The sequence below is a fragment of the Streptomyces sp. NPDC058579 genome (genome assembly GCF_042718575.1).
In the GTDB taxonomy this organism is placed as follows: domain Bacteria; phylum Actinomycetota; class Actinomycetes; order Streptomycetales; family Streptomycetaceae; genus Streptomyces.
Map to the genome: position 1 here is coordinate 1 of NZ_JBHXPI010000006.1, position 22811 is coordinate 22811.

The window sequence follows — 22811 nt, forward strand, 5'->3', positions numbered from 1 at the left end:
CCTTTCTCTCGTTTTGGTGTGTTAACCACTTTTTTTTTTGTTTTATACACCCCCGGTGCGGGGGCCCGGCTCCCTGCCCGGGCGCCCCCCCCCCCCACGGCCGTACACGACTATCCCTGCCTCAGATCCACGATCCGCTTGATCTTGCCCACCGACCGCTCCAGCGTCTCGGGGTCGACGACCTCGACGCTGACCGAGACGCCGATGCCGTCCTTGCAGGCCGTCGCGATCGTGCGGACGGCCTCCGCGCGTTCGTCGGGGGTGGCGTCCGGGCGGGCTTCGGCGCGGATCGTCAGGGCGTCGAGGCGGCCCTCGCGGGTGAGCTTCAGCTGGAAGTGCGGGGCCACGCCCGGGGTGCGGAGGACGATCTCCTCGACCTGGGTGGGGAAGAGGTTCACGCCGCGCAGGATCACCATGTCGTCGCTGCGGCCCGTGACCTTCTCCATCCGCCGGAACACCCGTGCCGTGCCCGGCAGCAGCCGCGTCAGGTCCCGCGTGCGGTACCGGATCACGGGCATGGCCTCCTTGGTGAGGGAGGTGAACACCAGCTCACCCTCCTCGCCGTCCGGCAGCACCTCGCCCGTGATCGGGTCCACGATCTCCGGGTAGAAGTGGTCCTCCCAGATGTGCAGGCCGTCCTTGGTCTCCACGCACTCCTGCGCGACGCCCGGGCCCATCACCTCCGACAGCCCGTAGATGTCGACCGCGTCGATGGTGAACCGCTCCTCGATCTCCTGTCGCATCGCCTCCGTCCACGGCTCGGCGCCGAAGATGCCCACCTTCAGCGAGGTCGTGCGCGGATCGACGCCCTGCCGCTCGAACTCGTCGAGCAGCGTGAGCATGTACGAGGGCGTGACCATGATGATCTCGGGCCGGAAGTCCTGGATCAGCTGGACCTGGCGGGCCGTCATGCCGCCCGAGGCCGGGATGACCGTACAGCCGAGCCGCTCCGCGCCGTAGTGCGCCCCGAGCCCGCCGGTGAACAGGCCGTATCCGTACGCCACATGGACCTTGTGGCCCGGCCTGCCGCCCGCCGCGCGGATCGAGCGGGCCACCACGTCGGCCCAGGTGTCCAGGTCGCGCTCGGTGTAGCCGACCACCGTCGGCCGGCCGGTCGTCCCGCTGGAGGCGTGGATGCGCCGGACCTCGGACTGGTCGACGGCGAACATCCCGAAGGGGTACTGGTCGCGCAGGTCGGTCTTGACCGTGAAGGGGAAGCGGGCGAGGTCGGCCAGTGAGCGGCAGTCGTCGGGGTGCAGGCCGGCCTTGTCGAAGGACTGCCGGTAGAAGCCCACGTTCTCGTACGCGTGCCGCAAGGTGGACCGCAGTCGCTCCAGCTGGAGCGCCGCCAGCTCCTCGCGTCCGAGTCGTTCGCCGCTGTCCAGCAGATCCGTCATGCCGCGCCCACCCACTCCCGTTCCTTCACAAGGAATCGTCATGAACCGGACTACCGATCATTCGGTAGATCCTTTCGGGGTCAGTAAATCGGCCCAGACCCCGTGCGTGGCAAGAGGGTGGCGCCGAATTTCTGGATCCGTGAGCAGCTGATTACGCTCGGTCGCCGTGACTCTCTGGCTGCTCAACCACCTCAGCACCCTCGCTCTCGGCGTCATGATCGTCGGCGGCACCGTCCTCGTCTCCCTCGCCGGGAGCGTCCTCCTGCGCCACCGCCACCCCGGCCTCGCCGACGGAGAACACAACGACATGGTGGGTGTCGTCCTCGGGATGTTCGGCGCGATCTACGGGATCATCCTCGCCTTCGTCATCGTCACCCTGTGGACGCAGATGGAGAACACCCAGAACGTGGTCGCCGCCGAGGCCACCGGCGTCGCCCTGATCGTGCGCGACGCCCGCGCCTTCCCGCCCGAGGCACGCGCCCGCGTGGACGCCGCCGCCTCCGGCTACGTCCACGGCGTCGTCGAGGTGCAGTGGCCGCTCATGCGCGAGGGCGCCGCGGACTACAGCGTCACGAACGCCCGGCTCGACGCGCTGTACGACTCGCTCCAGGCGTACGAGCCCACCACCGAGTCGCAGAAGGCCTTCTACGCCCAGGCCGCCGCGACCCTCGACGACGTGGCAGGCGAACGCCGATCCCGGATCACCATGGCCGGCCAGCAACTGCCCCTGCTCCTCCAGCTGCTCGCCGTCGGCGGCGCCCTCGTCATCATCCCGCTGACCTTCCTCTACGGGATGCGCAGCCGGCGCATGCAACTCCTCTTCGTCGGCGCGGTCGCGGCGCTCATCGGCTTCAGCCTCCTGCTCGTCGTCGTCCTCGACCGGCCCTTCGCGGGCGAGCTGAGCGTCAGCCCCGCGCCCTACAAGGAAGGCGCGCTGGCCAGATTCTGGGAGCCGCCCGCCGCGGAGGGTCTTGCGCGACCGTGAGCTCCGGCGTGGGTTGCGAAATCGGATTGCCCTGGCCCGGCGGCCGGTGCTGGAGTCTGCCCATGAACGACGAAGCGATCCGCGCCCTGCTCGCCCTCTACGACCGTCAGCTGCGCCTGGGCGCCCGCCCCGACGGGCCCGGTGCCCGCGTGGAGCGGTCCGGGCCGGTCGTACGGCAGTCGGGCCCGGCCCACGCCTGGAACGGCGTCCTCTGGTCCGGGCTCCAGGAGCGGGACGCCGACGAGGCCGTCGCCGAGCAGATTCGTCACTTCACCGCGCTCGGGCTGCCCTTCGAGTGGAAGGTGTACGGACACGACGGCCCGGCCGACCTCGCGGACCGGCTCCTCGCCGCCGGGTTCACCGCCGAGGACGAGGAGACCCTGATGGTCGCGGAGGCGGCCACGCTGCCCACCTCCGTGGCCCTCCCCGAGGGCGTCGAGCTGGTCCCCGTCACCGACGCCGCCGGGGTGCAGCTGGTCACCCGGGTCCACGACCTGGCCTTCGGCGGCGACAGCTCCCACATCGGCCGCCAACTCCTCGACCGGCTCGCGGCCGCGCCCGACACCGTCACCGCCGTACTCGCCCTGGCCGACGGCGAACCCGTCAGCGCGGCGCGCCTGGAGCTGTACCCCGGCACCGACTTCGCGGGTCTGTGGGGCGGCGGCACCGTCGAGGCCTGGCGGGGCAAGGGCCTCTACCGCGCCCTGGTCGCCTTCCGCACCAGGATCGCCGTCGAGCGCGGCCACCGCTACGTTCAGGTCGACGCGGCCGACACCAGCCGCCCGATCCTCCAGCGCCTCGGCTTCACGGCCCTGACGACGACCACGCCGTACGTGTACGTCCCCCGGGCGCCCTCGGTGGCGTAGGGCCCGACCCACGTTGACAGGCACGGGGCGACATGTTGCTATGGGGCGCCGCTCAGCCCTCCCACCTGCGCCGCGTCCCGTCCCCACCCGCCGCCCGTGCCCCTGCGGCGGAGCCCGAGAACCCGAGCGAGGAACCCATGCCGCAGCGCGCCGCGACCGTCGTCGGCGGCGGGATCGGCGGCCTCGCGGCCGCCATCGCCCTGCACCGGAGCGGCTGGCGCGTCGAAGTCCTCGAACGGGCCCCGCGGTTCACCGAGATCGGCGCCGGCATCTCCCTCTGGCCCAACGCGCTGCGCGCGCTCGACGTGCTCGGTCTGGCCGACACCGTGCGCGCCCTCGGCGCCGTCGAGGCCTCGGGCGGCGTACGCGACCGCCGGGGGCGCTGGCTCTCCCGTACGGACACGGCCGAACTCGTGCGCCGCTTCGGCCATCCCCTCGTGGTCCTCCACCGCGCCGAGCTGCTGCGGGCGCTCACCGAGGCGCTGCCCCCGGAGTGCCTGCGGCCCGGCAGCGAGGTGACCGCCGTCCGTGAGGACGGCCACGGCCTCGTCGTCCAGCACGGCGGGGGTACGTCCCGGGCCGACCTCGTCATCGGCGCCGACGGGCTGCGCAGCGCGGTCCGCGACGCGCTGTGGCCCGACGCGCCCGCCCCCCGGTACGCCGGCTACACCGCCTGGCGCATGGTCACCGAGCCCCTCGCCGAACCGCCCGCCGAGGGCGCCGCGACCTGGGGACGCGGCGAACGGTTCGGCTACACGGCCCTGCCCGGCGGCCGGATGTACTGCTTCGCGACCGCGTCGCTCCCGCCGGGAACGGCCTACAGCTCCACCGAGCACGCCGAACTGCTGCGCCGCTTCGGATCCTGGCCCGACCCGATCCCCGCCCTCCTCGCCGCCGTCCCCGCCGACGCCGTGCTCCGCCACGACCTGTACGAACTGCCGCCGCTGCCCTCCTTCGTACGCGGCCGGGTCGCCCTCCTCGGCGACGCCGCCCACGCCATGACCCCCAACCTGGGCCAGGGCGCCTGCCAGGCCCTGGAGGACGCGGTGACCCTCGCCGACTGCCTCGACGGCACCCCGGACGTGACCGCCGCACTCCGCTCGTACGACCGGCTGCGCCGCCCCCGTACCCAGGCCGTCGCGCGCCGCTCCGCGCGCCTCGGCGCGATCGGCCAGCTGGCGTGGCCGCCGGCCGTGTTCCTGCGCGACGTCGCCGCCCGGCTCACGCCGGAGCGGGCGACCCTGCGTTCCATGACACCGGTGCTCGGCTGGACCCCACCCGGTTCCACAGCGACTGTGCCCGCGACGGAGAACGAGACGTAACGATGCCGGACTGGACCTACCACCCCCTGCGCGGCGCTGCCGCCGCCGTCGTCGGCACGCGCCGCTCGCAGCGCACCGCGCTGCGGCTGCTCGCCGCGGTCGGCTCCCGGCCCGTCGGCGCGCGGCTGATCTCCCGGGGCTTCGGACACCGCCACCCACCGGAACGGCTCGCCGGCGAGCTGGCCGGTGTGCCCGTGGCCGTGCGCCTCGGCATATCCGTCCCGCCCGCGCTCGTCCACGAGACCGTCCGCGCCATGGCGCCGCTCGGGGCCGGTGTCGTGGAGGTGGCGCCGGTCGCGGCGGCCGATGTCGAGACCGTCCGCGCGGCCGCCGCGGGCCGCTCGATCCCGCTGGTCGTCCGTACCGCCGACCCGGACGCCGAGGCCGCCCTCGCCCCGCACGTCGACGGCTTCACGCGCGACGACGAACCCCACGTCGTCCGGGTGTCGGACCCGTCGGTCACCACTGCCGCCGCCGCGCTCGACGACCCGAAGGCGGTCGTGCTCGCCCGGCCGGGTGTCCTCGTCGAGGCCGGACCCGGCTGGTTCGCACGGGTCACCGAAGCCGCCACGCCCACCGCACCCGCTCCGGGGCTACGGGACGTGGGCCGCGACCCCCGCCGCTGGCCCGGCTGGGTGTGGGCGCTGCTCGTCGGACTCGGCATGATCGGCGCCGGACTCGGCGCGGCGGCGATCACCCTCGGGCCCGTACTGCTCTGGTACGACCGCGACTACCTCGGCATGACGCTGGACGAGCTGCACGCCGCCAACCACCACCTCGTGCACTTCCTCCAGCACGACCGGATCACCATGGCCGGCACGATGGTGTCGATCGGCGCCCTCTACACCGGCCTCGCCGTCGGCGGGATCAGACGCGGCAGGGCCTGGGCCCGCGAGGCGTACCTGCTCTCCGGCGCCATCGGCTTCCCCACCCTCTTCTACTTCCTGGCGACCGGCTTCGTGGAGCCCCTCCACACGGCCACCACGCTCGTGCTCTTCCCGATGTTCGTGGCCGCGGTCCGCCGGGCCCCGCACACCCCGCGCTGGCGCCGGATGCCCGAGGGCCCTGAGCGTGAGCGGCGACGGGCACTGGTGGGCCAACTCCTGCTCATCGTCACGGGAGCGGGCCTGTTCGCCGGCGGCACCGTCATCTCGGTGGTCGGCCTGACCGGCGTCTTCGTGCCGAGCGACCTGGTCTTCCTGGGCGCCGACACGCAGGCCCTGGAAGCCGTCAACCCCAAGCTCGTTTCGTTCGTCGCCCACGACCGCGCGGGCTTCGGCGGGGCCCTGATGGCCGCGGCCGTCGCCATCACGCTGCTCAGCGCGTGGGGCTGGGGGCGGGGTGAGGCCTGGGTGTTCTGGTCCCTGGCCACGGCGGCGGCCTTCGGCTTCCTGCCCGCGGTCGTCGTGCACGGCGCGATCCACTACACGGACTTCCTCCACCTCGCGCCCGTGTACATCGGCATCCTCGCGACCGCCACGGGCCTGTACCTCGCCCGCCCCTACCTGTGCGCCAGGAAGCCGGACAGCCTCTAAGCCCAGTGGGAGGGGCGCTCGAAGGTCGCCGGGAGGCGGGTCGCCGCGTCCCCGCGCGCCGCGTTCAGCTGCGGCTGGGTGAGGAACAGGGCGTCCGTGAGGTCCGCGCCGGACAGGTCGGCGTCGCGCAGGTCGGCGCCGATCAGATCGGTCAGGGACAGGTCCGCGCCCTTCAGGTCGGCGGCGATCAGCAGGGCGCCGCGCAGGTCCGTGCCCCGAAGCTTGGCCCCGCGCAGCCGGGCCCCGATCAGGTCTGCCCCGCGCCGGCTCTTGGTCTTGGCGCCCGCCGCCGCCCGCACCAGGGTGCTGGTCTTCAGGAGCAGCGGGTTGACCTCGCCCCGCACGGCGGCGACGTCCAGCTTCTCCAGCGCGTCCGCCGAACCCTCGGTCAGTCCCTCCACGCGCGCGAGGGCCTTCCGCAGCTCCGCGTGGACCGGGCGCGCGGCGGGCCGGGCGAGGGCCTCGGTGAGGTAGCGCAGCAGCTCGTGGAGCTGGCGCATCACCGGGAACACCTCGTACATCTGCCGCGCGCTCTCCGGCGCCTCGCGCCAGGAGACCCCGCCGAAGGTGACCTGGGAGACCTTCTGGCCCGCGCCGAAACAGTCGTACACCGTGCAGCCGGAGTACCCGCTCGGTCGCAGCCGGGTGTGGATGCCGCAGCGGAAGTCCTCCCGCAGGTTCCGGCACGGCTCCCCGGACGACTTGTTCACGGCGAAGTCCGCGGACTTGGCGAAGGGGAGAGCGACGCAGCACAGCCCGAAGCAGTTCGCGCAGTCGCCTCGGAGGGTCTCGGGCATGGGAAAGTCGTTCCTTCGCGGGTGGGAGTGATCCCACCGTATCGCGCCGTCGCGCCGGATCGCGCCGTGGGCGAAATCGCTTGCGAAGATCATCCGCAGGCGCGCACGATCGGTGCCATGCCGACCTTCACGACGTACGACGGGACCGAACTGGCCTATGACGTGCGAGGGGAGGGCGAGCCGCTGGTCTGTCTGCCGGGCGGCCCGATGCGCGACGCCGCGTACCTCGGCGAGTTCGGCGGCCTGGCCGCGTACCGCCGCCTGATCGTGCTCGACCTCCGGGGCACGGGCGCCTCCGCCGAGCCCGCGGACCCCGCCTCGTACCGCTGCGACCGTCAGGTGGCCGACGTCGAGGCGCTCCGCCGCCACCTCGGCCTGGAGCGGATCGACCTGCTCGGCCACTCGGCCTCCGGGAACCTCGCCACGCTGTACGCGGCGGCCCACCCCGAGCGGGTGCGCTCCCTCGTCCTTGTCACCCCGGGCACGTGGGCCGTGGGCATCGAGATCACCGACGAGGAGTGGGACAAGGCAGGGGAGGTCTTCGCGGACCAGGCCTGGTACGCCGAGGCCCGGGCCGGCCTGGCGACCATCGGGCCCGACACGCCCCCGGCGCGGGTGAAGGAGATCGTCGCCCCCTTCGCGTACGGCCGGTGGGACGAGGCGGCGCGGGCGCACGCGGCCGGGATCACCGACGAGGCGCACTGGGACGCGGCGGCCGCCTTCCACGCACCCGGCGCGTTCGACCCGGAGGCCACCCGGGCCGCCTTGACCGGCCTCATCGCACCCGTACTGATCCTGGCGGGGGAGTACGACGGAGGGCCGAGCCCGGTACGGGCCGCCGAGCTGGCGGAGTGCTTCCCGCGCGCCGAGCTGGTCGTCCAGCGCGGCGCGGGCCACTTCCCCTGGGTCGACGACGCGGGCGCCTTCGCCCGCCCGATCGCCGCCTTCCTCGACCCGGAGGTCCACACGGTCACCGTCGACGGCGTCCGCCTCGCGTACCGGGTGTGGGGCGAGGAGGCCGCCCCGCCCGTCGTCCTGGTCCACGGGCGCGGCGGGAACAGCGCCGAGTGGGCGCGGATCGCCGGGGAACTGGCCGCGGACCGCCGGGTGTACGCCGTCGATCTACGCGGTCACGGCCTGAGCGACTGGACAGGGCCGTACGGATTCGACGTGTTCCGCGACGAGTTGCGCGGCTTCCTGAAGGAGCTGGACCTCACCGGCGCCGATGTGATCGCCCACTCGATGGGCGGCGCGGCGGCCTGCCTCCTCGCCATGGAGGAGCCCGGCTTGATCGGCCGGCTCGTCCTGGAGGAGGCGCCCGTCTTCGTCCCGCTCGACCCGCCGCGCGGCCACGCGGAGCGCCCCGAGGGCCCCCTCCCGCTCGACTGGGCCGTCGTGCACGCGACCGACGCCCAGCTGAACGCGCCGGATCCCGCCTGGCGCGAGGGCCTGGCGGCGATCACCGTCCCGACCCTGATCCTGGCCGGCGGCGAGACCAGCCACTTCGCGCAGGAGCCGCTGGCATGGATGGCGGACGAACTGCCCGCCGCCCGCCTCGTCACGATCGCCGCCGGCCACGAGATCCACCGGTGCCGGCCGGACGCCTTCCTCGCCGCGGTCAGGGAGTTCGGTATCTAGCGCGCGCCTTGTGCTCCCGTGCCGTCGTCGTCGGAGACGGCGAGGGAGCGGGCCCAGCGGTAGTCGGCCTTGCCGCTGGGCGAGCGCTGGATGGCGTTGGCGATCACCAGCTGGCGGGGGATCTTGTACCCGGCGAGCCGGGTGCGGCAGTGGGTCTGTACGGTCTCCAGGTCGAGCGCGGGAGCCCCGGCGCGCAGCTGGACGACCGCCGCCACATGGTTGCCCCACTTCGCGTCCGGCACACCGGCGACCAGCGCGTCGTACACGTCCGGGTGGGACTTCAGCGCCTGCTCGACCTCCTCCGGATAGACCTTCTCCCCGCCGGTGTTGATGCACTGCGAGCCCCGGCCGAGGACCGTCACGATGCCTGCCTCGTCGACGGTCGCCATGTCGCCGAGCAGGACCCACCGCTCGTCGCCCTTCTGGAAGAAGGTCTCGGCCGTCTTCGCCGCGTCGTTGTAGTAGCCGAGCGGGACGTGGCCGCGCTGGGCGAGGCGTCCCACCTCGCCGACCGCGACCTCCTCGTACGTCGCCGGGTCCACGACCCGCGTCCGCTCGTTGACCTCGAGCCGGAAGCCCTTCTCCGGGCCCGAGTCGTCCGTCGCCTTGCCGTTGGAACCGGACTCCGAGGAGCCGAAGTTGTTCAGCAGCAGTACGTTCGGCACGAGCGCCTGGAACTGGGCCCGTACCGTCTCCGACATGATCGCCCCGGACGAGGAGACGCTGAAGAGCGAGGACAGGTCCGTCCCCTTGAGCGGGCCGTGGAGCGCGTCGATCAGCGGCCTGAGCATCGCGTCGCCCACCAGCGACACGCTGGAGACCTTCTCCTTCTCGATCGTCCGGAGCACCTCCTCCGGCGCGTACTTGCGGTGGATGACCACCCGCTGGCCGTAGTTGAAGGCGATGAACGACGTCAGGGTCGAGGTGCCGTGCATCAGCGGGGGAGCGGGGAAGAAGGTGATCCCCGCGCCACCCGCCGCGACCCGCTCGGCCAGCTCCTCGGGCCGCTTGACCGGCTCGCCGGCCGGATCGCCGCCGAAGAGGCCGGCGAAGAAGAGGTCCTCCTGGCGCCACATGACGCCCTTCGGCATCCCCGTCGTACCGCCGGTGTAGATGATGAAGAGGTCGTCGGCGGAGCGCGGTGCGAAGCCCCGCTCCGGCGAACCGGCCGCCTCGGCGGCGGTGAAGGGCACGCATTCCAGCGAGGGTGCGTCCTCGGGCGGGGTCCCCACCCGCACGAGGTGCCGCAGCTTCTCCGTCTGCGGCCGCGCCGCCGCGACCCGCTCCGTGAACTCGGCGTCGAAGACGAGCGCGGCGAGATCGGCGTCCCGGTAGAGGTAGACCAGCTCCTCCTCCACGTACCGGTAGTTCACGTTGACCGGGACGATCCGCGCCTTCAGGCAGGCCAGGACGGTCTGGAGGTACTCGATCCCGTTGTACATGTGGATGCCCAGGTGTTCGCCCGGCCGGATGCCGGAGTCGACCAGATGGTGGGCGAGCCGGTTGGCGGCGGCGTCCAACTGCGCGTACGTGAGCCGGCGCTCGGCGCCGGTGCCCGGGTGGTCGACGTAGACGAGCGCCTCGCGCTCCGGGACCACGTCGACGACCGACTCGAACAGGTCGGCAAGGTTGTACTCCACCGTTCCTCCTGACCCCGCTGGTCGTCCAGGCCCTGACTGACTCGGCGGTCATTACAGCGCCGAGCGGCGGAGGTGGGAAGGGGTCGCGCAGAACAATCTGACTGAGTGTCAGAAAACTATTGAACTGGAACCGCCCCTCCTGCAACCTGTTCTAGGTCTGGAGACGGGAGAACACCCATGGGTGGGACCGAACACCTCACCGTGCAGCGCGAAGGCGCCACGCTCGTGCTCACACTCAACAGGCCGGAGGCCAAGAACGCCCTCTCACTGCCCATGCTGGTCGGGCTGTACGACGGCTGGCTGGAGGCCGACGCCGACGACACGATCCGCTCCGTCGTCCTCACCGGCGCCGGCGGCTCCTTCTGCGCCGGGATGGACCTCAAGGCGCTGGCGGGCAAGGGGATGGAGGGCGAGCAGTACAGGGACCGGCTCAAGGCCGACCCCGACCTGCACTGGAAGGCGATGCTGCGCCACCACCGCCCGCGCAAGCCCGTCATCGCGGCCGTCGAGGGCTACTGCGTCGCCGGCGGTACGGAGATCCTGCAGGGCACCGACATCCGCATCGCGGGCTCCTCCGCCACGTTCGGCCTCTTCGAGGTGAAGCGCGGCCTGTTCCCGATCGGCGGTTCGACCGTCCGCCTGCCGCGGCAGATCGCCCGCACGCACGCGCTCGAAATGCTGCTGACCGGGCGGCCGTACGGAGCGGAGGAGGCGGCCCGGATCGGACTCGTCGGCCGCGTCGTCCCCGCGGGTACGGCGCTTGAGGCCGCGCTGTCCGTCGCGGAACAGATCAACGCCTGCGGGCCGCTCGCGGTCGAGGCCGTCAAGGCCTCGGTGTACGAGACGGCCGAACAGACGGAGACGGACGGCCTCGCGGCGGAACTGGCCCGAGGCTGGCCGATCTTCGACACGGCGGACGCGAAGGAGGGGGCGCGAGCGTTCGCGGAGAAGCGGGCGCCGGTGTACCGCCGGCAGTGAGCTTTCCCCACCCCGCCCCTTCCGCGGAGAATCCAGCCCCGCCGGCGTTTGAGGCGCGGGGTCTGGGGCGGAGCCCCAGTTCGGGAAGGGGGTCCCCCCGGACGAAGTCTGGGGGAGGGCGGGGTGGGGAGAACGCCCCGCGCAGCGGTCGCCCCGGCCCGCACCCACGTCACCACCCCGACCAAGGAGCCTCATGCCCCCCGCCCCGGAAACCCTCCGCGCCCCCCTCGTCGTCGAGTTCCCCTTCACCCGCTCCCTCGGCCCCGTCCAGTCCGCCTTCCTGACCGGGCTCCGCGAGCGGACCGTCCTCGGGGTACGGGCCGACGGCGGCCGCGTGCTCGTACCGCCCGTCGAGTACGACCCCGAGACCGCCGCCGAACTCCGCGAACTGGTCGAACTCGGCACCACCGGCACCGTCACCACCTGGGCCTGGAACCCCGAGCCCCGCACAGGACAGCCCCTGGCCACCCCCTTCGCCTGGGTCCTGGTCCGCCTCGACGGCGCCGACACCGCCCTCCTCCACGCCCTTAACGCGCCTGGCCCCGAGGCCGTCCGCACCGGCATGCGGGTCCGGATCCGCTGGGCCGACGAGCGGACCGGCGCGATCACGGACATCGCCTGCTTCGAGCCGTACGAGAGCGCCGAGAACCACGAAACACGCGCCCACGACGGCACCTTCGACACCCCCGTCACCGGCATCGTCGCCCCCGCCCGGCTCGACTACACGTACAGCCCCGGCCGCGCCCAGACCGGCTACCTGCACGCGCTCTCCGAGCGCAGGACCGTCGGCGAACGCTGCCCGAACTGCACCAAGGTGTACGTTCCGCCCCGGGGCGCCTGCCCCACCTGCGGAGTCGCCACCACCGAACACGTCGAGGTCGGCCCGCGCGGCACGGTCACCACCTACTGCATCGTCAACATCAAGGCCAAGAACCTCGACATCGAGGTCCCGTACGTCTACGCCCACATCGCCCTCGACGGCGCCGGGCTCGCGCTCCACGGCCGGATCGGCGGCATCCCCTACGACCAGGTGCGGATGGGGCTCCGGGTCGAACCCGTGTGGAGCGAGGACGGCCGCTACCCCGACCACTACCGGCCGACCGGCGAACCCGACGCCGACTACGACGCGTACAAGGAGCTGCTGTGACGCCGGACCGACAAAACCGTGGGGATCGACAGCACCGACAGGACCCACAGGACCGCGAGGTGGCCATCGTCGCCTTCGCCCAGACCGACCACCGGCGCCGCACGGACGAGCTGTCCGAGGTCGAGATGGTCATGCCCGTCCTCCACGACGTGCTGCGGCAGACCGGACTGAAGACCGCCGACATCGGCTTCACCTGCTCCGGCTCCTCCGACTACCTCGCCGGCCGCGCCTTCTCCTTCACCATGGCCCTCGACGGCGTCGGCGCCTGGCCGCCGATATCCGAGTCGCACGTCGAGATGGACGGCGCCTGGGCGCTCTACGAGGCGTGGGTGAAGCTGCTGACCGGCGAGGCCGACACCGCGCTGGTCTACTCGTACGGGAAGTCCTCACCCGGTTCCGTACGCGACGTCCTCACCCGGCAGCTCGACCCCTACTACCTCGCCCCGCTCTGGCCCGACACCGTCGCCCTCGCCGCCCTCCAGGCGCAGGCGCTCATCGACGCCGGACACACCGACGAGCCCGCCCTCGCCGCCATCGCCACCCGAAGCCGCCAGGACGCCACGGCCAACCCGCACGCCCAACTGCCCGGCGCCCGCGACCAGGGCGAGTACCTCGTCGGACCGCTGCGCACCGGAGACTGCCCGCCCATCGGCGACGGCGCCGCCGCCGTGATCCTCGCCGTCGGCGACCGGGCCCGCGAGCTGTGCGACCGCCCGGCCTGGATCCGCGGCATCGACCACCGGATCGAGGCGCACTCGCTCGGCGTGCGCGACCTCACCGACTCGCCCTCCACCCGGCTCGCGGCCGAGCGCGCCGGGGCCTTCGAGCGGCCCGTCGACACCGCCGAACTGCACGCGCCCTTCACCTCACAGGAGGTCGTGCTCCGCCGAGCCCTCGACCTCGACGACAGGGTGAGGGTCAACCCGTCCGGAGGAGCGCTCGCCGCCAACCCGATGATGGCCGCCGGCCTCATCCGCCTCGGCGAGGCCGCCGCCCGCATCCACCGGGGCGCCTCCGACCGCGCCCTCGCCCACGCCACCTCCGGCCCCTGCCTGCAACAGAACCTGGTCGCCGTCCTGGAAGGGGAAGCCCGTGCCTAAGGAGCCCGTCGCCGTCGTCGGAATCGGCCAGACCAAGCACGTCGCCGCCCGCGGGGACGTGTCGATCGCCGGACTCGTCCGCGAGGCCGCCCTGCGCGCCCTGGCGGACGCCGAGCTGACCTGGGCGGACATCGACGCCGTCGTCATCGGCAAGGCCCCCGACTTCTTCGAGGGCGTGATGATGCCGGAGCTGTACCTCGCCGACGCCCTCGGCGCGGTCGGCAAACCGATGCTGCGGGTGCACACGGCGGGCTCGGTCGGCGGCTCCACGGCGCTCGTCGCCGCGAACCTGGTGGCCGCCCGCGTCCACGGCACAGTCCTCACCCTCGCCTTCGAGAAGCAGTCCGAGTCCAACGCCATGTGGGGCCTCTCGCTGCCCGTACCGTTCCAGCAGCCGCTGCTCGCCGGGGCCGGAGGCTTCTTCGCCCCGCACGTCCGCGCCTACATGCGGCGCACCGGCGCCCCGGACGCCGTCGGCTCCCTCGTCGCGTACAAGGACCGGCGCAACGCGCTGAAGAACCCGTACGCCCACCTCCACGAGCACGACATCACCCTGGAGAAGGTCCAGGCCTCGCCGATGCTCTGGGACCCGATCCGCTACTCCGAGACCTGCCCGTCCTCCGACGGCGCGTGCGCGATGGTCCTCACCGACCGCGCGGGCGCGGCGCGTTCGCCGCGGCCGCCGGCCTGGGTGCACGGCGGTGCGATGCGCAGCGAGCCCACGCTCTTCGCGGGCAAGGACTTCGTGTCGCCGCAGGCCGGGAAGGACTGCGCGGCCGACGTCTACCGGCAGGCCGGCATCACCGACCCGCGCCGGGAGATCGACGCGGTCGAGATGTACGTGCCGTTCTCCTGGTACGAGCCGATGTGGCTGGAGAACCTGGGCTTCGCCGAGGAGGGCGAGGGCTGGAAGCTCACCGAGGCCGGGGTCACCGAACTCGACGGCGACCTGCCCGTGAACCCGTCCGGCGGAGTCCTGTCCACCAACCCCATCGGCGCGTCCGGGATGATCCGCTTCGCCGAGGCGGCGATGCAGGTACGGGGGCAGGCGGGCGAGCACCAGGTGGAGGGGGCGCGCAGGGCGCTCGGACACGCGTACGGAGGGGGCGCGCAGTTCTTCTCGATGTGGCTCGTCGGCGACCGCCCACCGGCCGGCTGACCCGCCCGAGCCGCCCGCCGGAGGTCTGTCGGCACCCGGTGCCGCTCGCTACCCTGAGCCCCGGACGACGACGTTGCGCTATGCGGGAGGAGCACGGACGTGGCGGAGAGCACCACCACTCAGCACGCCTTCATGGGCTGGGACAAGCCGGAACTCGACCTCAGCGGAGCCGACTGGCGGTCGAGCAGCCAGGGCGCGGGAGACGTCCAGATCGCCTTCGTCGAAGGCTTCATCGCGATGCGAAACGGGGGCAGCCCGGAGGCGCCGTCACTGATCTTCACCCCGGCGGAGTGGCGCGCGTTCGTGGTCAACGCGCGGGAGGGCGAGTTCGACCTGACGTGAGGGGGGGCGGGCGACGGGGGTTGTGGGGTCGGGGGCCCCGTTGGTGGGCGACCGGACGGCCGGACGGACCGTCAGCCCGGTGGCCCCGTCGGCCGGTCGGCCCGGTGGTCCGTTGGCCGGTCGGTCTCGTGGCTCGGTGGCGCGTCGGCGGTTTGCCCGTCGGCCGATCGGCCGGGTGGTCCGTCGACCCGGTGGCCGTGCGGCCTGGCGGCGAGTCGGCCGACTTGCCCGCCGGCCGGTCGGCCCCAGTGGCGCGTCGTCGCGTTGGCACCTCGGCCCGGTGGCGGGTCTGCTGGTCTGCCATTCGGTCGGGTGGTGCGTCGGCAGGACTGCCCTCGGGCCGGGGCTGCCCGGTGGTGGCGCGTCGGCCGGAGCGCCCGTCGGCCTGGTGTCGCGTCCGCGCGGCGGCCGGTACGCCTGTCTGCCCACGCGGCGCCTGGCGCGCACGCCCCCGTAGCCCTTCGGGCACGGGAGGCCGCCCGCGCCGCGTGGGCTCTCCCCCCGCCGTCTTGCGATCACGAGCGCGTCGGACGCCGTCGGCACGCACGCCCTAGGCTGCCGATCATGACCGCGGAACGGAACCTGGACCGGCTCGTCGCCGGGATGCGGCCGGAGCTCAACCCCGGCCGCTATGTCTTCACAACCGTGGACGGACCCGCTCCGGCGGGCGTCGCCCCGGTCGTCACCGTCGCCGAGCCCGAGGGGCTGACGGTGGTCGTACGCCAGGAGGAGGCCGACGGGGCCGGCCTCGCGTACGACTACGTGGCCGGCTGGATCACCCTGCGGGTCCACTCCGCGCTCGACGCCGTCGGGCTGACGGCGGTGGTCGCGCAGGGGCTCGCCGAGGCCGGACTGAGCTGCAACGTCGTGGCCGGCTTCCACCACGACCACCTCTTCGTCGAACACGCCCGGGCGGACGAGGCGTTGGCCGTGTTGCGCGGAATCGCGGACCGCGCGTCCGGCTCCGCGGACTGACCTCGCGAGGGGCGCGTCCGGGCGTACGCTGAGGTCTTCGCGGGGCTCTCCGGCCCGGCCGCACTCAACCGCGCGCCGGGTGTGCGCCCCCGGCGTGGGGGTGGAACGTGGTGGTACGCAGCGGCGGCCGGGACCGCCGGGGCTTCGGCCTGTTCGAGCGCGAGGCGGAACTCGCGGCGGCGGAAGAGGCCTTGAATCAGCTGGCCGGACTCGGCGAGGACGGCCGGTGGCCGGGGACCGGCGACGACAGGTGGCGGGGAACCCCCGGCGCGCCTTCCGACGACGGTGCCCGGTGGCCGGGCATCGGCGACGAAGAGTGGCGCGAGGGCGTAACGGGGGCGGGGGCGGCCCATGCCGACGGTCCGCCCCTCGGGGACGACGAATGGCGCGCGGGCGCCGCGGGCGTACCGAAGGCGGGGGCCCAAGACGGCGCCGCGAGCCAGCCTTTCGGTGGCGACGGTCCGCCCCTCGGCGACGACAAATTGCGCGTGGGCAGCGCGGGCGTACCGGACGCGGGGGTCCAAGACAGCGCCCCGCTCCAACCTTCAGGTGCCGACAGCTCGTCCCTCGGCGACGAGTGGCGCGCGGACGGTGGACACGGCTCCGGGGCGGGGGCGCGTGATGGCGTCCCGCATCAGCGTTCCGATGCCGACGCACCGACCATCGGGGGCAGCGAGAACGCCCCAGGCGCGGGGCCCACCGACGGCTTCCCGTTCCAGCGGGCCGGTGCCGACGGGTCGGGGAGCAAGTCGGGGAGCGAGTCTGCGGGCTCCGCGCCTGACGCCGCCCCGCCCCAGCCCGCCGGTGCCCGCAGGTCCGCGCGCGTCGTCGACCAGGGTGGGAGGTCCGCGTCCGCCGCAAGCCGCGCCCCGCGCGGTGGCGTGCTTGCCTTCGCCGCGCCCGCCGGGCTCGGGAAGACCACGTTGCTCGCCGAGATCCGGCGGCGCGCAGGCGCCAAGGGGTGCACCGTGCTCGCGGCGCGCGGTGGTGACCAGGAGCAGCGGGTCGCCTTTCACGTTGCCCGGCAGCTCCTCCAGCCGCAACTCGCCGTCGCCTCCGACACCGAACTCCGTGCCCGGCTCGGCAGTTGGTACGACATCGTCGGCCCCGCCCTCGGCCTCTGCGCGCCCGCCGACGGTGGGCCGCCCGACCCGCAGGGGCTGCGCGACGGGCTCGACTGGGTCCTGACCCATCTCGCCGTCCGGCGCGCCCCGCTCGTCGTGGTGCTGGACGACGCGCACTGGGCCGACCCCGAGTCCCTCGGCTGGCTCTCCGCCTTCGCGCCCCGCGCCGAGGAGCTGCCGATGCTGCTTGTCGTCGCCTATCGGCCGGACGAACTGCCCGACACAGGCGACGAGTTCACCGGTCGGCGGTCCGGTCGGCGGCCCCTCGGTCTGGAGCCGCTCACCTCCTCCGCCATCGCCCGCCTCGTCCGCGACCGCGTCGGCGCCCACGCCGACGACACCTTCTGCCGCGAGTGCTGGGCCGTCACCTCCGGCAACCCCTTCGAAGCCGTCGAGCTGGCCGCCAAGGTCCGCGACCGGGGCCTCGAGCCCAGGGCCGAGGCCGCCCACGAGCTCCGCGACCTCGCCGCCGCCGTCAAGGGCCACGGCCTCGCCGCCACCCTCGAACGGCTCGGCACCTCCACCGTCCGTCTCGCCTGGGCCTGCGCCGTCCTCGGCACCGAGATCTCGCCCCAGCTCGCCGGCGCCGTCGCGGGCCTCGGCACCGAAGCCGTCGCCGAGTGCGCCGGACGGCTGCGCGACGCCCGCGTCCTCGCCGGCACCGGGACCCTGGAGTTCGTCCACCCGCTCATCGCCACCGCCGTCTACCAGGCCATCCCGCCCGCCACCCGGGTCGCCCTGCACGGCCAGGCCGCCTGGTGCGTGACCGACGCGGGACTCGGCGCCACCGCCGCCGCGCGCCACCTCCTGGAGACCCACCCCGAGCAGGACCCCTGGGTCGTCAGCCAGCTGCGCGAGGCCGCCCGCGAGACCCTGCGGGCCGGCGCCCCCGACGCCGCCCGCCGCTTCCTCGCCCGCGCCCTGCGCGAACCTCCCGCCGACGACGAGCGCGCCGCCGTCCTCTTCGAACTCGGCAGCGCCTCCCTGCTCACCGAGCCCGCCACCACCGTCAACCACCTGCGCGCCGCCCTGGAGGAGCCCGTCGCCGACCCGGCCCTGCGCCACGGCATCGTCTACCGCCTCTCCCAGGTCCTCGCCCACAGCGACCGGCTCGTCGAGGCCTCCGAACTCCTCGGCCGCGAGTCCCGGCTCACCACCGACGCCCGCAGCCGGCTCCGTATGCAGGCCGAGAAGTTCATGTGGGACGCCTTCCGCGCCGACGAACCCGACTCGCCCGCCCGCTCCCGCCGCCTCGCCCGGCTCGCCGACCGGCTCACCGGCCGCGACCTCACCGAGCGGTACGTCATCGGCCTGCGCGCCTGGGACGCCACCCTGCGGGCCGAACCCTCGACCGTCGCCGTCGACCACGCCGAACGCGCCCTGGAGGGCGGTCTGAGCTGGGCCGACGAGAGCCGGGGCTTCGAGGTCCCGGTCCTGGTCGCCCTCACCTTCCTCTACGCCGACCGCCCCGGCCGCGCCGAGGAGCTCTTCGCGGCCGGCACCGCCGAGTTCGAGCGCCAGGGCTGGCACGGCGCCCACCTCTCCTTCGCGTACACCCTCCTCGGCTACATCCGGCTGCGCCGCGGCCGGCTGGTCGAGGCGGAGGACTTCGTCCGCGCGGGGCTTCGCCTCGCCGAGCGCGTCGGCGCCCGCACCCCGGCCCTCTGGTACGCCGTCGGCGTCGCCATCGAGGTGCTGCTCGCCCGCGGCCGGGTCGAGGAGGCCGACCGGATCGCCCGTACCCACGACTTCGGCGAGCCGTTCCCCGCGGCCGTCACCTTCCCCGACTCCCAGACCGTCCACGCGGAACTGCTCCTGGCCAAGGGCCACGTCGACGAGGCCGCCGCCGAGCTGGCCGCCGTCGGCCGCCGCCTCGACCCGCGCGGGATGCGCAACCCCGCGTGGTGCCCCTGGCAGCTCCACCTCGCGCTCGCCGAGGCCCGGGAGACCCCCGAGCGGGCCCGCGAGACCGCCCGGGAGGCGGTCGCCAGGGCCCGCCAGTACGGTGCGCCGTCCGCGATCGGCCAGGCGCTGCGCGTGACCGCCGAGATCTCGGGCGGCGACGAGCGGGTCAAGCTGCTGGAGGAGTCCGTGGACTGGCTGGAGCGCTCGCCCGCCGCGTACGAGCTCGCGCGCTCCCTGGTGGCCCTGGGGTCCGCGCTGCGGCGTGTCGGCAGGACCGGGGAGGCCGCCGAGCGGCTCTACCGGGGCCTGGAGGCCGCCCAGACCTGCGGAGCCGACGGCCTCGGCGAGGAGGCCAGGGCCGAGCTGGCCGCCTCCGGCCTGCGGCCGCGCGCCCTCCACCCGGCCGGCACGGACGCGCTCACCGCACGGGAGCGGCTCGCCGCCGACCTCACGGTCCGCGGCGAGGACCCGGCCGTCGGAATGAACGCCGACCGGGCCGCCGTGACCCTGCTGCTGTCCTCCGTCTACCGCAAGCTCGGCACCGACCGATCGGGCCTCGCCCAGGCCCTCCGCCGCGCCGACGCCGACCCCAGGACGGCCTGACCCCGGACCCGCCCGCCGGCGGCTCGGACGGCGTGTCGCGGGTCGCCGCGAGGCGCCCGCGCCGTAGCCGCCCCGGCGCGTCGCGGTGGGGGCCGGGACACGTACCATGGCCGTATGTCCTTCCTCCGCCGCCGCAGCGCCGCCACACCCGCGGGCCCGGACTTCGATGTCCTGGCCATGGACCCGGGGGACTGGCCCGGCAATCTCGGCGCGGGTCTGCTGCCCGCGCCCGACGGCAGCTGTCAGGGCGTCTTCCTCCGCTACGACCTGTTCGGCGGCCGCGGCCCGGCGATGATCATCGGCAATCTGCCGGAGGGCTCCCCGGCCCGTGAGCTCGCCGACGGCCAGATCCCCTTCGAGGTCGCCCAGCTCCTCGCGGCCCTGGAGAACGACGAGCCGGTCGAGGTGCTCGACACCGAGGACATGCCGGTGATGCAGGGCGACAACCTGCTGATCGTGCGTCGGCTCAAGCTCTCCGAGAGCCGTATCGCCTGCGTGCAGTTCGACCGCAGCGACAACGTCCTGGTGACGATCGCCAGTTGGGACCGTCCCATCACCGACGACCTGTACGCTCTGCTCAAGCCGCTGCCGGCCGAGCTGTTCCAGCAGGGCTGACCGGGAGACGAGGGACGGGGGCCGATGAGCGCACGCGTCGACAGCTGGATCTGGGCGGTCCGCCTCACCAAGACCCGCTCGCAGGCGGCCGCCGCCTGCCGGGCCGGACACGTCAAGGTCAACGGCGACCGCGCCAAGCCCGCCCAGCCCGTGAAGCCCGGCGACGAGGTGCGCCTCTTCCACGGCGGCCGGGAGCGGATCGTCGAGGTCAAGCAGCTCCTCACCAAGCGCGTCGGCCCGCCCGTCGCCGCCGAGGCGTACGTCGACAACAGCCCGCCGCCGCCCCCGCGCGAGCACGTGGCCATGCCCGCCGTCCGCGACCGCGGCGCCGGCCGTCCCACCAAGCGCGAGCGCCGCGAACTCGACGAGCTGCGCGGCCGCTCCGTCTGAGAGCGGCCGCGCCCCCTTCCGCTACGGCACGAAGAGCGCGGCAAGCCGCGCCGCCGACGTGCCGATCCCGGTCGGACCCACCCGGGCCAGCGTCGTACCGCTGCCCGTGTGCACGTCCTCGGCACCGTAACGGCGCACGACCCGGTGCCAGTTGAGGATTCCGGCGAGCCAGTCCTCCAACTCCCGTACGTACGCCTCGAAGGCGGCCCGACCCGCCCTGTCCAGGCCGAAGTCCGTGTACAGCAGCGGCAGTTCGTTCTTCTTCACATGCTCGAACTGGCGCAGCCGTCCGCGCATCAGGTCGTCGACCATCGCCACCGCCGTCGGGTAGTCGCAGTCGAAGAACGTCTGGAGCACCAGGACGCCGTTGTGCACCTCGCCCTCCACCTCGATCTCCTTCTGGTGGGAGAAGAGGTCGTTGAGGAGGGTCGCGTAGTCGGACGCCGAGTTCTCCAGGGCCCGGACCGTGCCGCTGCGGAAGATCGCCGGCGGCAGCACCTCCGTGCGCCGCAGCTTGCACAGCAGCATCGTCAGCTCGGAGCCGAAGGTCGTCCGCCGCATCTCGATGTAGTCCACCGGGTCGGGCACGCGGTGCTGGGCCTGGTTGTGCAGCTCCCACATCCAGCTGTCGAGCATCGCGTCGATCGCCGTCCGCAGCTGGGCCCGGGCCTCCGGCGCCATCGGCGCGGCCGTACGGGCCCACAGGTCGGCGAGCGAGCGCTCCATCGGGCTCACGGCCGACGCGCGTCCGGACTGGGGTTCCTCCAGCGACATGACGGACTTCAGCCGCTCCGTGCACTCCTTCGCGCCGATCAGGTTCCGCGGCCGGCCGAAGACGTACGGGTAGTAGTCGTCCGCGTACGTGCCCCAGGTCAGCCACTCCGCGCTGAGCTCCAGCTCCTCAAGGGTGGCGTCCGGATCGATCCCCGCCGAGCAGACCGCGAAGTCGAAGCCCTCCGCCATCGGCCGGTCCCAGATGTCGTCCAGGAGACCCATGTCCTCCGCCCAGTCCAGGGAGAGCCGCAGCGCCTCCTGGTGGTGCGGGCTGAGCGACAGCGCGTAGGGCAGGTCGAACTCGGGCAGCAGCGACGGGCCGACCTTCTGGTGCGGCGTGTGCGTCAGCGACCGCAGCCGGGAGGCGGCCGGCCGGCCGAAGAGCATCCTGATGTCGACCGCGGAGGTGCCGAACACCCCGTCGCGCCGCGAAGGCCCGGTGTCCAGGCCCTCGTTCATGTACCGGCTGGAGCGCATGTGCCACTCGTGGCCGCCGGACTGCCAGTCCTGCAGCCCCTTCGCGTACGCGGCGATCGCCGCGCACTCCTCCACCTTCAGCCCCTTCTCCAGGCAGAGGCCCGGGACTTCGGTGAGGGCCGTGTTCTCGAACTGGTGGAGCCGGGAGGTCAGCAGGTCGTTGACGGCCTCGGCCGCCTCCTGCGTCGTGCACCCGAGGAACTTCTCCAGGACGAGCACCCCGTTGCTGTTCTCCCCCTCGTCCTCGACCTCCCGCTGGTACGAGAACAGGTCGTTGCGCAGGTGCACCGCGTCGGAGAACGTGTCGCGCAGCACGAGCAGCGGCCGGGAGTGCGCCACCTGCTCCGGGACCTCCGCACCCGCCGCGTACTCGACGAGCCCCGCCGACCAGGGCGCGCCGCCCACCTTGCGGCGCATCTCGATGTACTCGACGGGGTTGGCGATCCGGCCCTCGTTGATGTTGTCGAGCTCCCACAGCGACTCGTTCAGGAGCGCCTCGGTCGCCGCGGAGAACCGTTCCCGCCAGGCGGTGGACATGGACGGCACCGTGCGCGTCCAGAGGTCCGCGAGCCCCGCCTCGACGGGGTTGGTCGGCGCGGGCATCGCGGTCGACAGGTCCATCGGCATGAAGAGCGGCAGCCGGTCGAGGTACGACTTGCTGCCCGGCCGGTCCTGGGTGCGCTTGAAGACCTCCAGGAAGTGGTCGTCGAAGAAGAAGACCCAGGTGTACCAGTCGGTCACCAGCGACAGCGCCTCGGCGTCGCAGTCGGGGTGGGTGTACGAGCAGAGCAGCGCGTAGTCGTGGGACTCGAGGTCGTGCTCCTCCCAGACGCCGGAGCCCTCCAGCATCCCCATGGACCGTGCCCACTCGCGCGTGTGCGAACGGGCGGTCTCCACATGGGGGTTGAGCCGCGCCGGATACGGGACATAGAAATCCGGCAGGACGAAGGGCTGAGCCATGCGTGTGAAGCCTTTCGATGAGCGTGGGCAGTGATCGGCCGAGCATTACCCCTCGCCCATAAGGCCCACGCGACACCTGGAA

The 22811-nt window shown here is 73.3% G+C and carries 18 protein-coding genes; 14 read left to right on the forward strand and 4 right to left on the reverse strand.

Annotated elements, in window-relative coordinates:
- Window positions 1-110 precede the first annotated feature (110 nt).
- Window positions 111-1397, reverse strand: a complete 1287-nt coding sequence (gene paaK / locus ACFWRO_RS10440; RefSeq protein WP_384507212.1) for a phenylacetate--CoA ligase PaaK — start codon at window positions 1395-1397, stop codon at window positions 111-113.
- 166 nt (window positions 1398-1563) lie between these two features.
- Between paaK and ACFWRO_RS10445 the strand changes: the two genes are divergently transcribed.
- From ACFWRO_RS10445 to ACFWRO_RS10460, 4 genes are all read left to right on the forward strand, one after another.
- Entirely contained in the window at window positions 1564-2382 is an 819-nt protein-coding gene (locus ACFWRO_RS10445) for a DUF4239 domain-containing protein (protein ID WP_384507214.1), read from the forward strand.
- A 62-nt stretch (window positions 2383-2444) separates the two neighbouring features.
- The gene (locus ACFWRO_RS10450; protein WP_384507217.1) at window positions 2445-3248 is read left to right on the forward strand and encodes a GNAT family N-acetyltransferase; all 804 of its coding nucleotides are present in this window, start codon (window positions 2445-2447) and stop codon (window positions 3246-3248) included.
- 32 nt (window positions 3249-3280) lie between these two features.
- Window positions 3281-4570 (forward strand): FAD-dependent monooxygenase, encoded by a 1290-nt coding sequence (locus ACFWRO_RS10455; RefSeq protein ID WP_384507219.1) that lies wholly within the window; start codon window positions 3281-3283, stop codon window positions 4568-4570.
- Between the two features lie 2 nt (window positions 4571-4572).
- Window positions 4573-6105 carry a hypothetical protein gene (locus ACFWRO_RS10460; protein WP_384507221.1) on the forward strand — a complete coding sequence of 511 codons (1533 nt, stop codon included), beginning with the start codon at window positions 4573-4575 and terminating at the stop codon, window positions 6103-6105.
- Here ACFWRO_RS10460 and ACFWRO_RS10465 read toward each other — a convergent pair.
- Window positions 6102-6902: a pentapeptide repeat-containing protein gene (locus ACFWRO_RS10465; protein WP_384507223.1), complete on the reverse strand. Its 801-nt coding sequence runs from the start codon at window positions 6900-6902 to the stop codon at window positions 6102-6104. The genes ACFWRO_RS10460 and ACFWRO_RS10465 overlap by 4 nt on opposite strands.
- A 117-nt stretch (window positions 6903-7019) precedes the next feature.
- Between ACFWRO_RS10465 and ACFWRO_RS10470 the strand changes: the two genes are divergently transcribed.
- Entirely contained in the window at window positions 7020-8540 is a 1521-nt protein-coding gene (locus ACFWRO_RS10470; RefSeq protein WP_384507226.1) for an alpha/beta fold hydrolase, read from the forward strand.
- On the opposite strand, the gene ACFWRO_RS10475 is transcribed toward ACFWRO_RS10470, so the two are convergent.
- Window positions 8537-10180 carry an acyl-CoA synthetase gene (locus tag ACFWRO_RS10475; protein ID WP_384507228.1) on the reverse strand — a complete coding sequence of 548 codons (1644 nt, stop codon included), beginning with the start codon at window positions 10178-10180 and terminating at the stop codon, window positions 8537-8539. The two genes, ACFWRO_RS10470 and ACFWRO_RS10475, sit on opposite strands and share 4 nt — an antisense overlap.
- A gap of 177 nt (window positions 10181-10357) precedes the next feature.
- Here ACFWRO_RS10475 and ACFWRO_RS10480 point away from each other — a divergent pair, with 177 nt between their 5' ends.
- The 9 genes from ACFWRO_RS10480 (at window position 10358) to ACFWRO_RS10520 (ending at window position 20518) form a co-directional block, all read left to right on the forward strand.
- The gene (locus ACFWRO_RS10480) at window positions 10358-11158 is read left to right on the forward strand and encodes a crotonase/enoyl-CoA hydratase family protein (protein WP_384507230.1); all 801 of its coding nucleotides are present in this window, start codon (window positions 10358-10360) and stop codon (window positions 11156-11158) included.
- Between the two features lie 193 nt (window positions 11159-11351).
- Window positions 11352-12305, forward strand: a complete 954-nt coding sequence (locus tag ACFWRO_RS10485; protein ID WP_384507233.1) for a Zn-ribbon domain-containing OB-fold protein — start codon at window positions 11352-11354, stop codon at window positions 12303-12305.
- Between the two features lie 59 nt (window positions 12306-12364).
- Window positions 12365-13405 (forward strand): thiolase domain-containing protein, encoded by a 1041-nt coding sequence (locus tag ACFWRO_RS10490; protein WP_384507235.1) that lies wholly within the window; start codon window positions 12365-12367, stop codon window positions 13403-13405.
- Window positions 13398-14564 (forward strand): thiolase domain-containing protein, encoded by a 1167-nt coding sequence (locus ACFWRO_RS10495; RefSeq protein WP_384507237.1) that lies wholly within the window; start codon window positions 13398-13400, stop codon window positions 14562-14564. The genes ACFWRO_RS10490 and ACFWRO_RS10495 overlap by 8 nt, the downstream gene beginning before the upstream one ends.
- A 99-nt stretch (window positions 14565-14663) precedes the next feature.
- Window positions 14664-14906: a DUF397 domain-containing protein gene (locus ACFWRO_RS10500; protein WP_384507239.1), complete on the forward strand. Its 243-nt coding sequence runs from the start codon at window positions 14664-14666 to the stop codon at window positions 14904-14906.
- A gap of 564 nt (window positions 14907-15470) precedes the next feature.
- A complete protein-coding gene (locus ACFWRO_RS10505) occupies window positions 15471-15881 on the forward strand; it encodes an ACT domain-containing protein (RefSeq protein WP_384507242.1) in 411 nt (136 codons plus the stop codon).
- Between the two features lie 881 nt (window positions 15882-16762).
- The gene (locus tag ACFWRO_RS10510) at window positions 16763-19513 is read left to right on the forward strand and encodes an ATP-binding protein (protein ID WP_384507869.1); all 2751 of its coding nucleotides are present in this window, start codon (window positions 16763-16765) and stop codon (window positions 19511-19513) included.
- A 114-nt stretch (window positions 19514-19627) separates the two neighbouring features.
- The gene (locus tag ACFWRO_RS10515) at window positions 19628-20128 is read left to right on the forward strand and encodes a hypothetical protein (protein ID WP_362014223.1); all 501 of its coding nucleotides are present in this window, start codon (window positions 19628-19630) and stop codon (window positions 20126-20128) included.
- Between the two features lie 24 nt (window positions 20129-20152).
- A complete protein-coding gene (locus tag ACFWRO_RS10520) occupies window positions 20153-20518 on the forward strand; it encodes an RNA-binding S4 domain-containing protein (protein WP_384507244.1) in 366 nt (121 codons plus the stop codon).
- 21 nt (window positions 20519-20539) lie between these two features.
- On the opposite strand, the gene ACFWRO_RS10525 is transcribed toward ACFWRO_RS10520, so the two are convergent.
- On the reverse strand, window positions 20540-22729 hold the full coding sequence (locus ACFWRO_RS10525) for a germacradienol/geosmin synthase (RefSeq protein ID WP_384507247.1): 2190 nt from the start codon (window positions 22727-22729) through the stop codon (window positions 20540-20542).
- Between the last annotated feature and the right edge of the window lie 82 nt (window positions 22730-22811).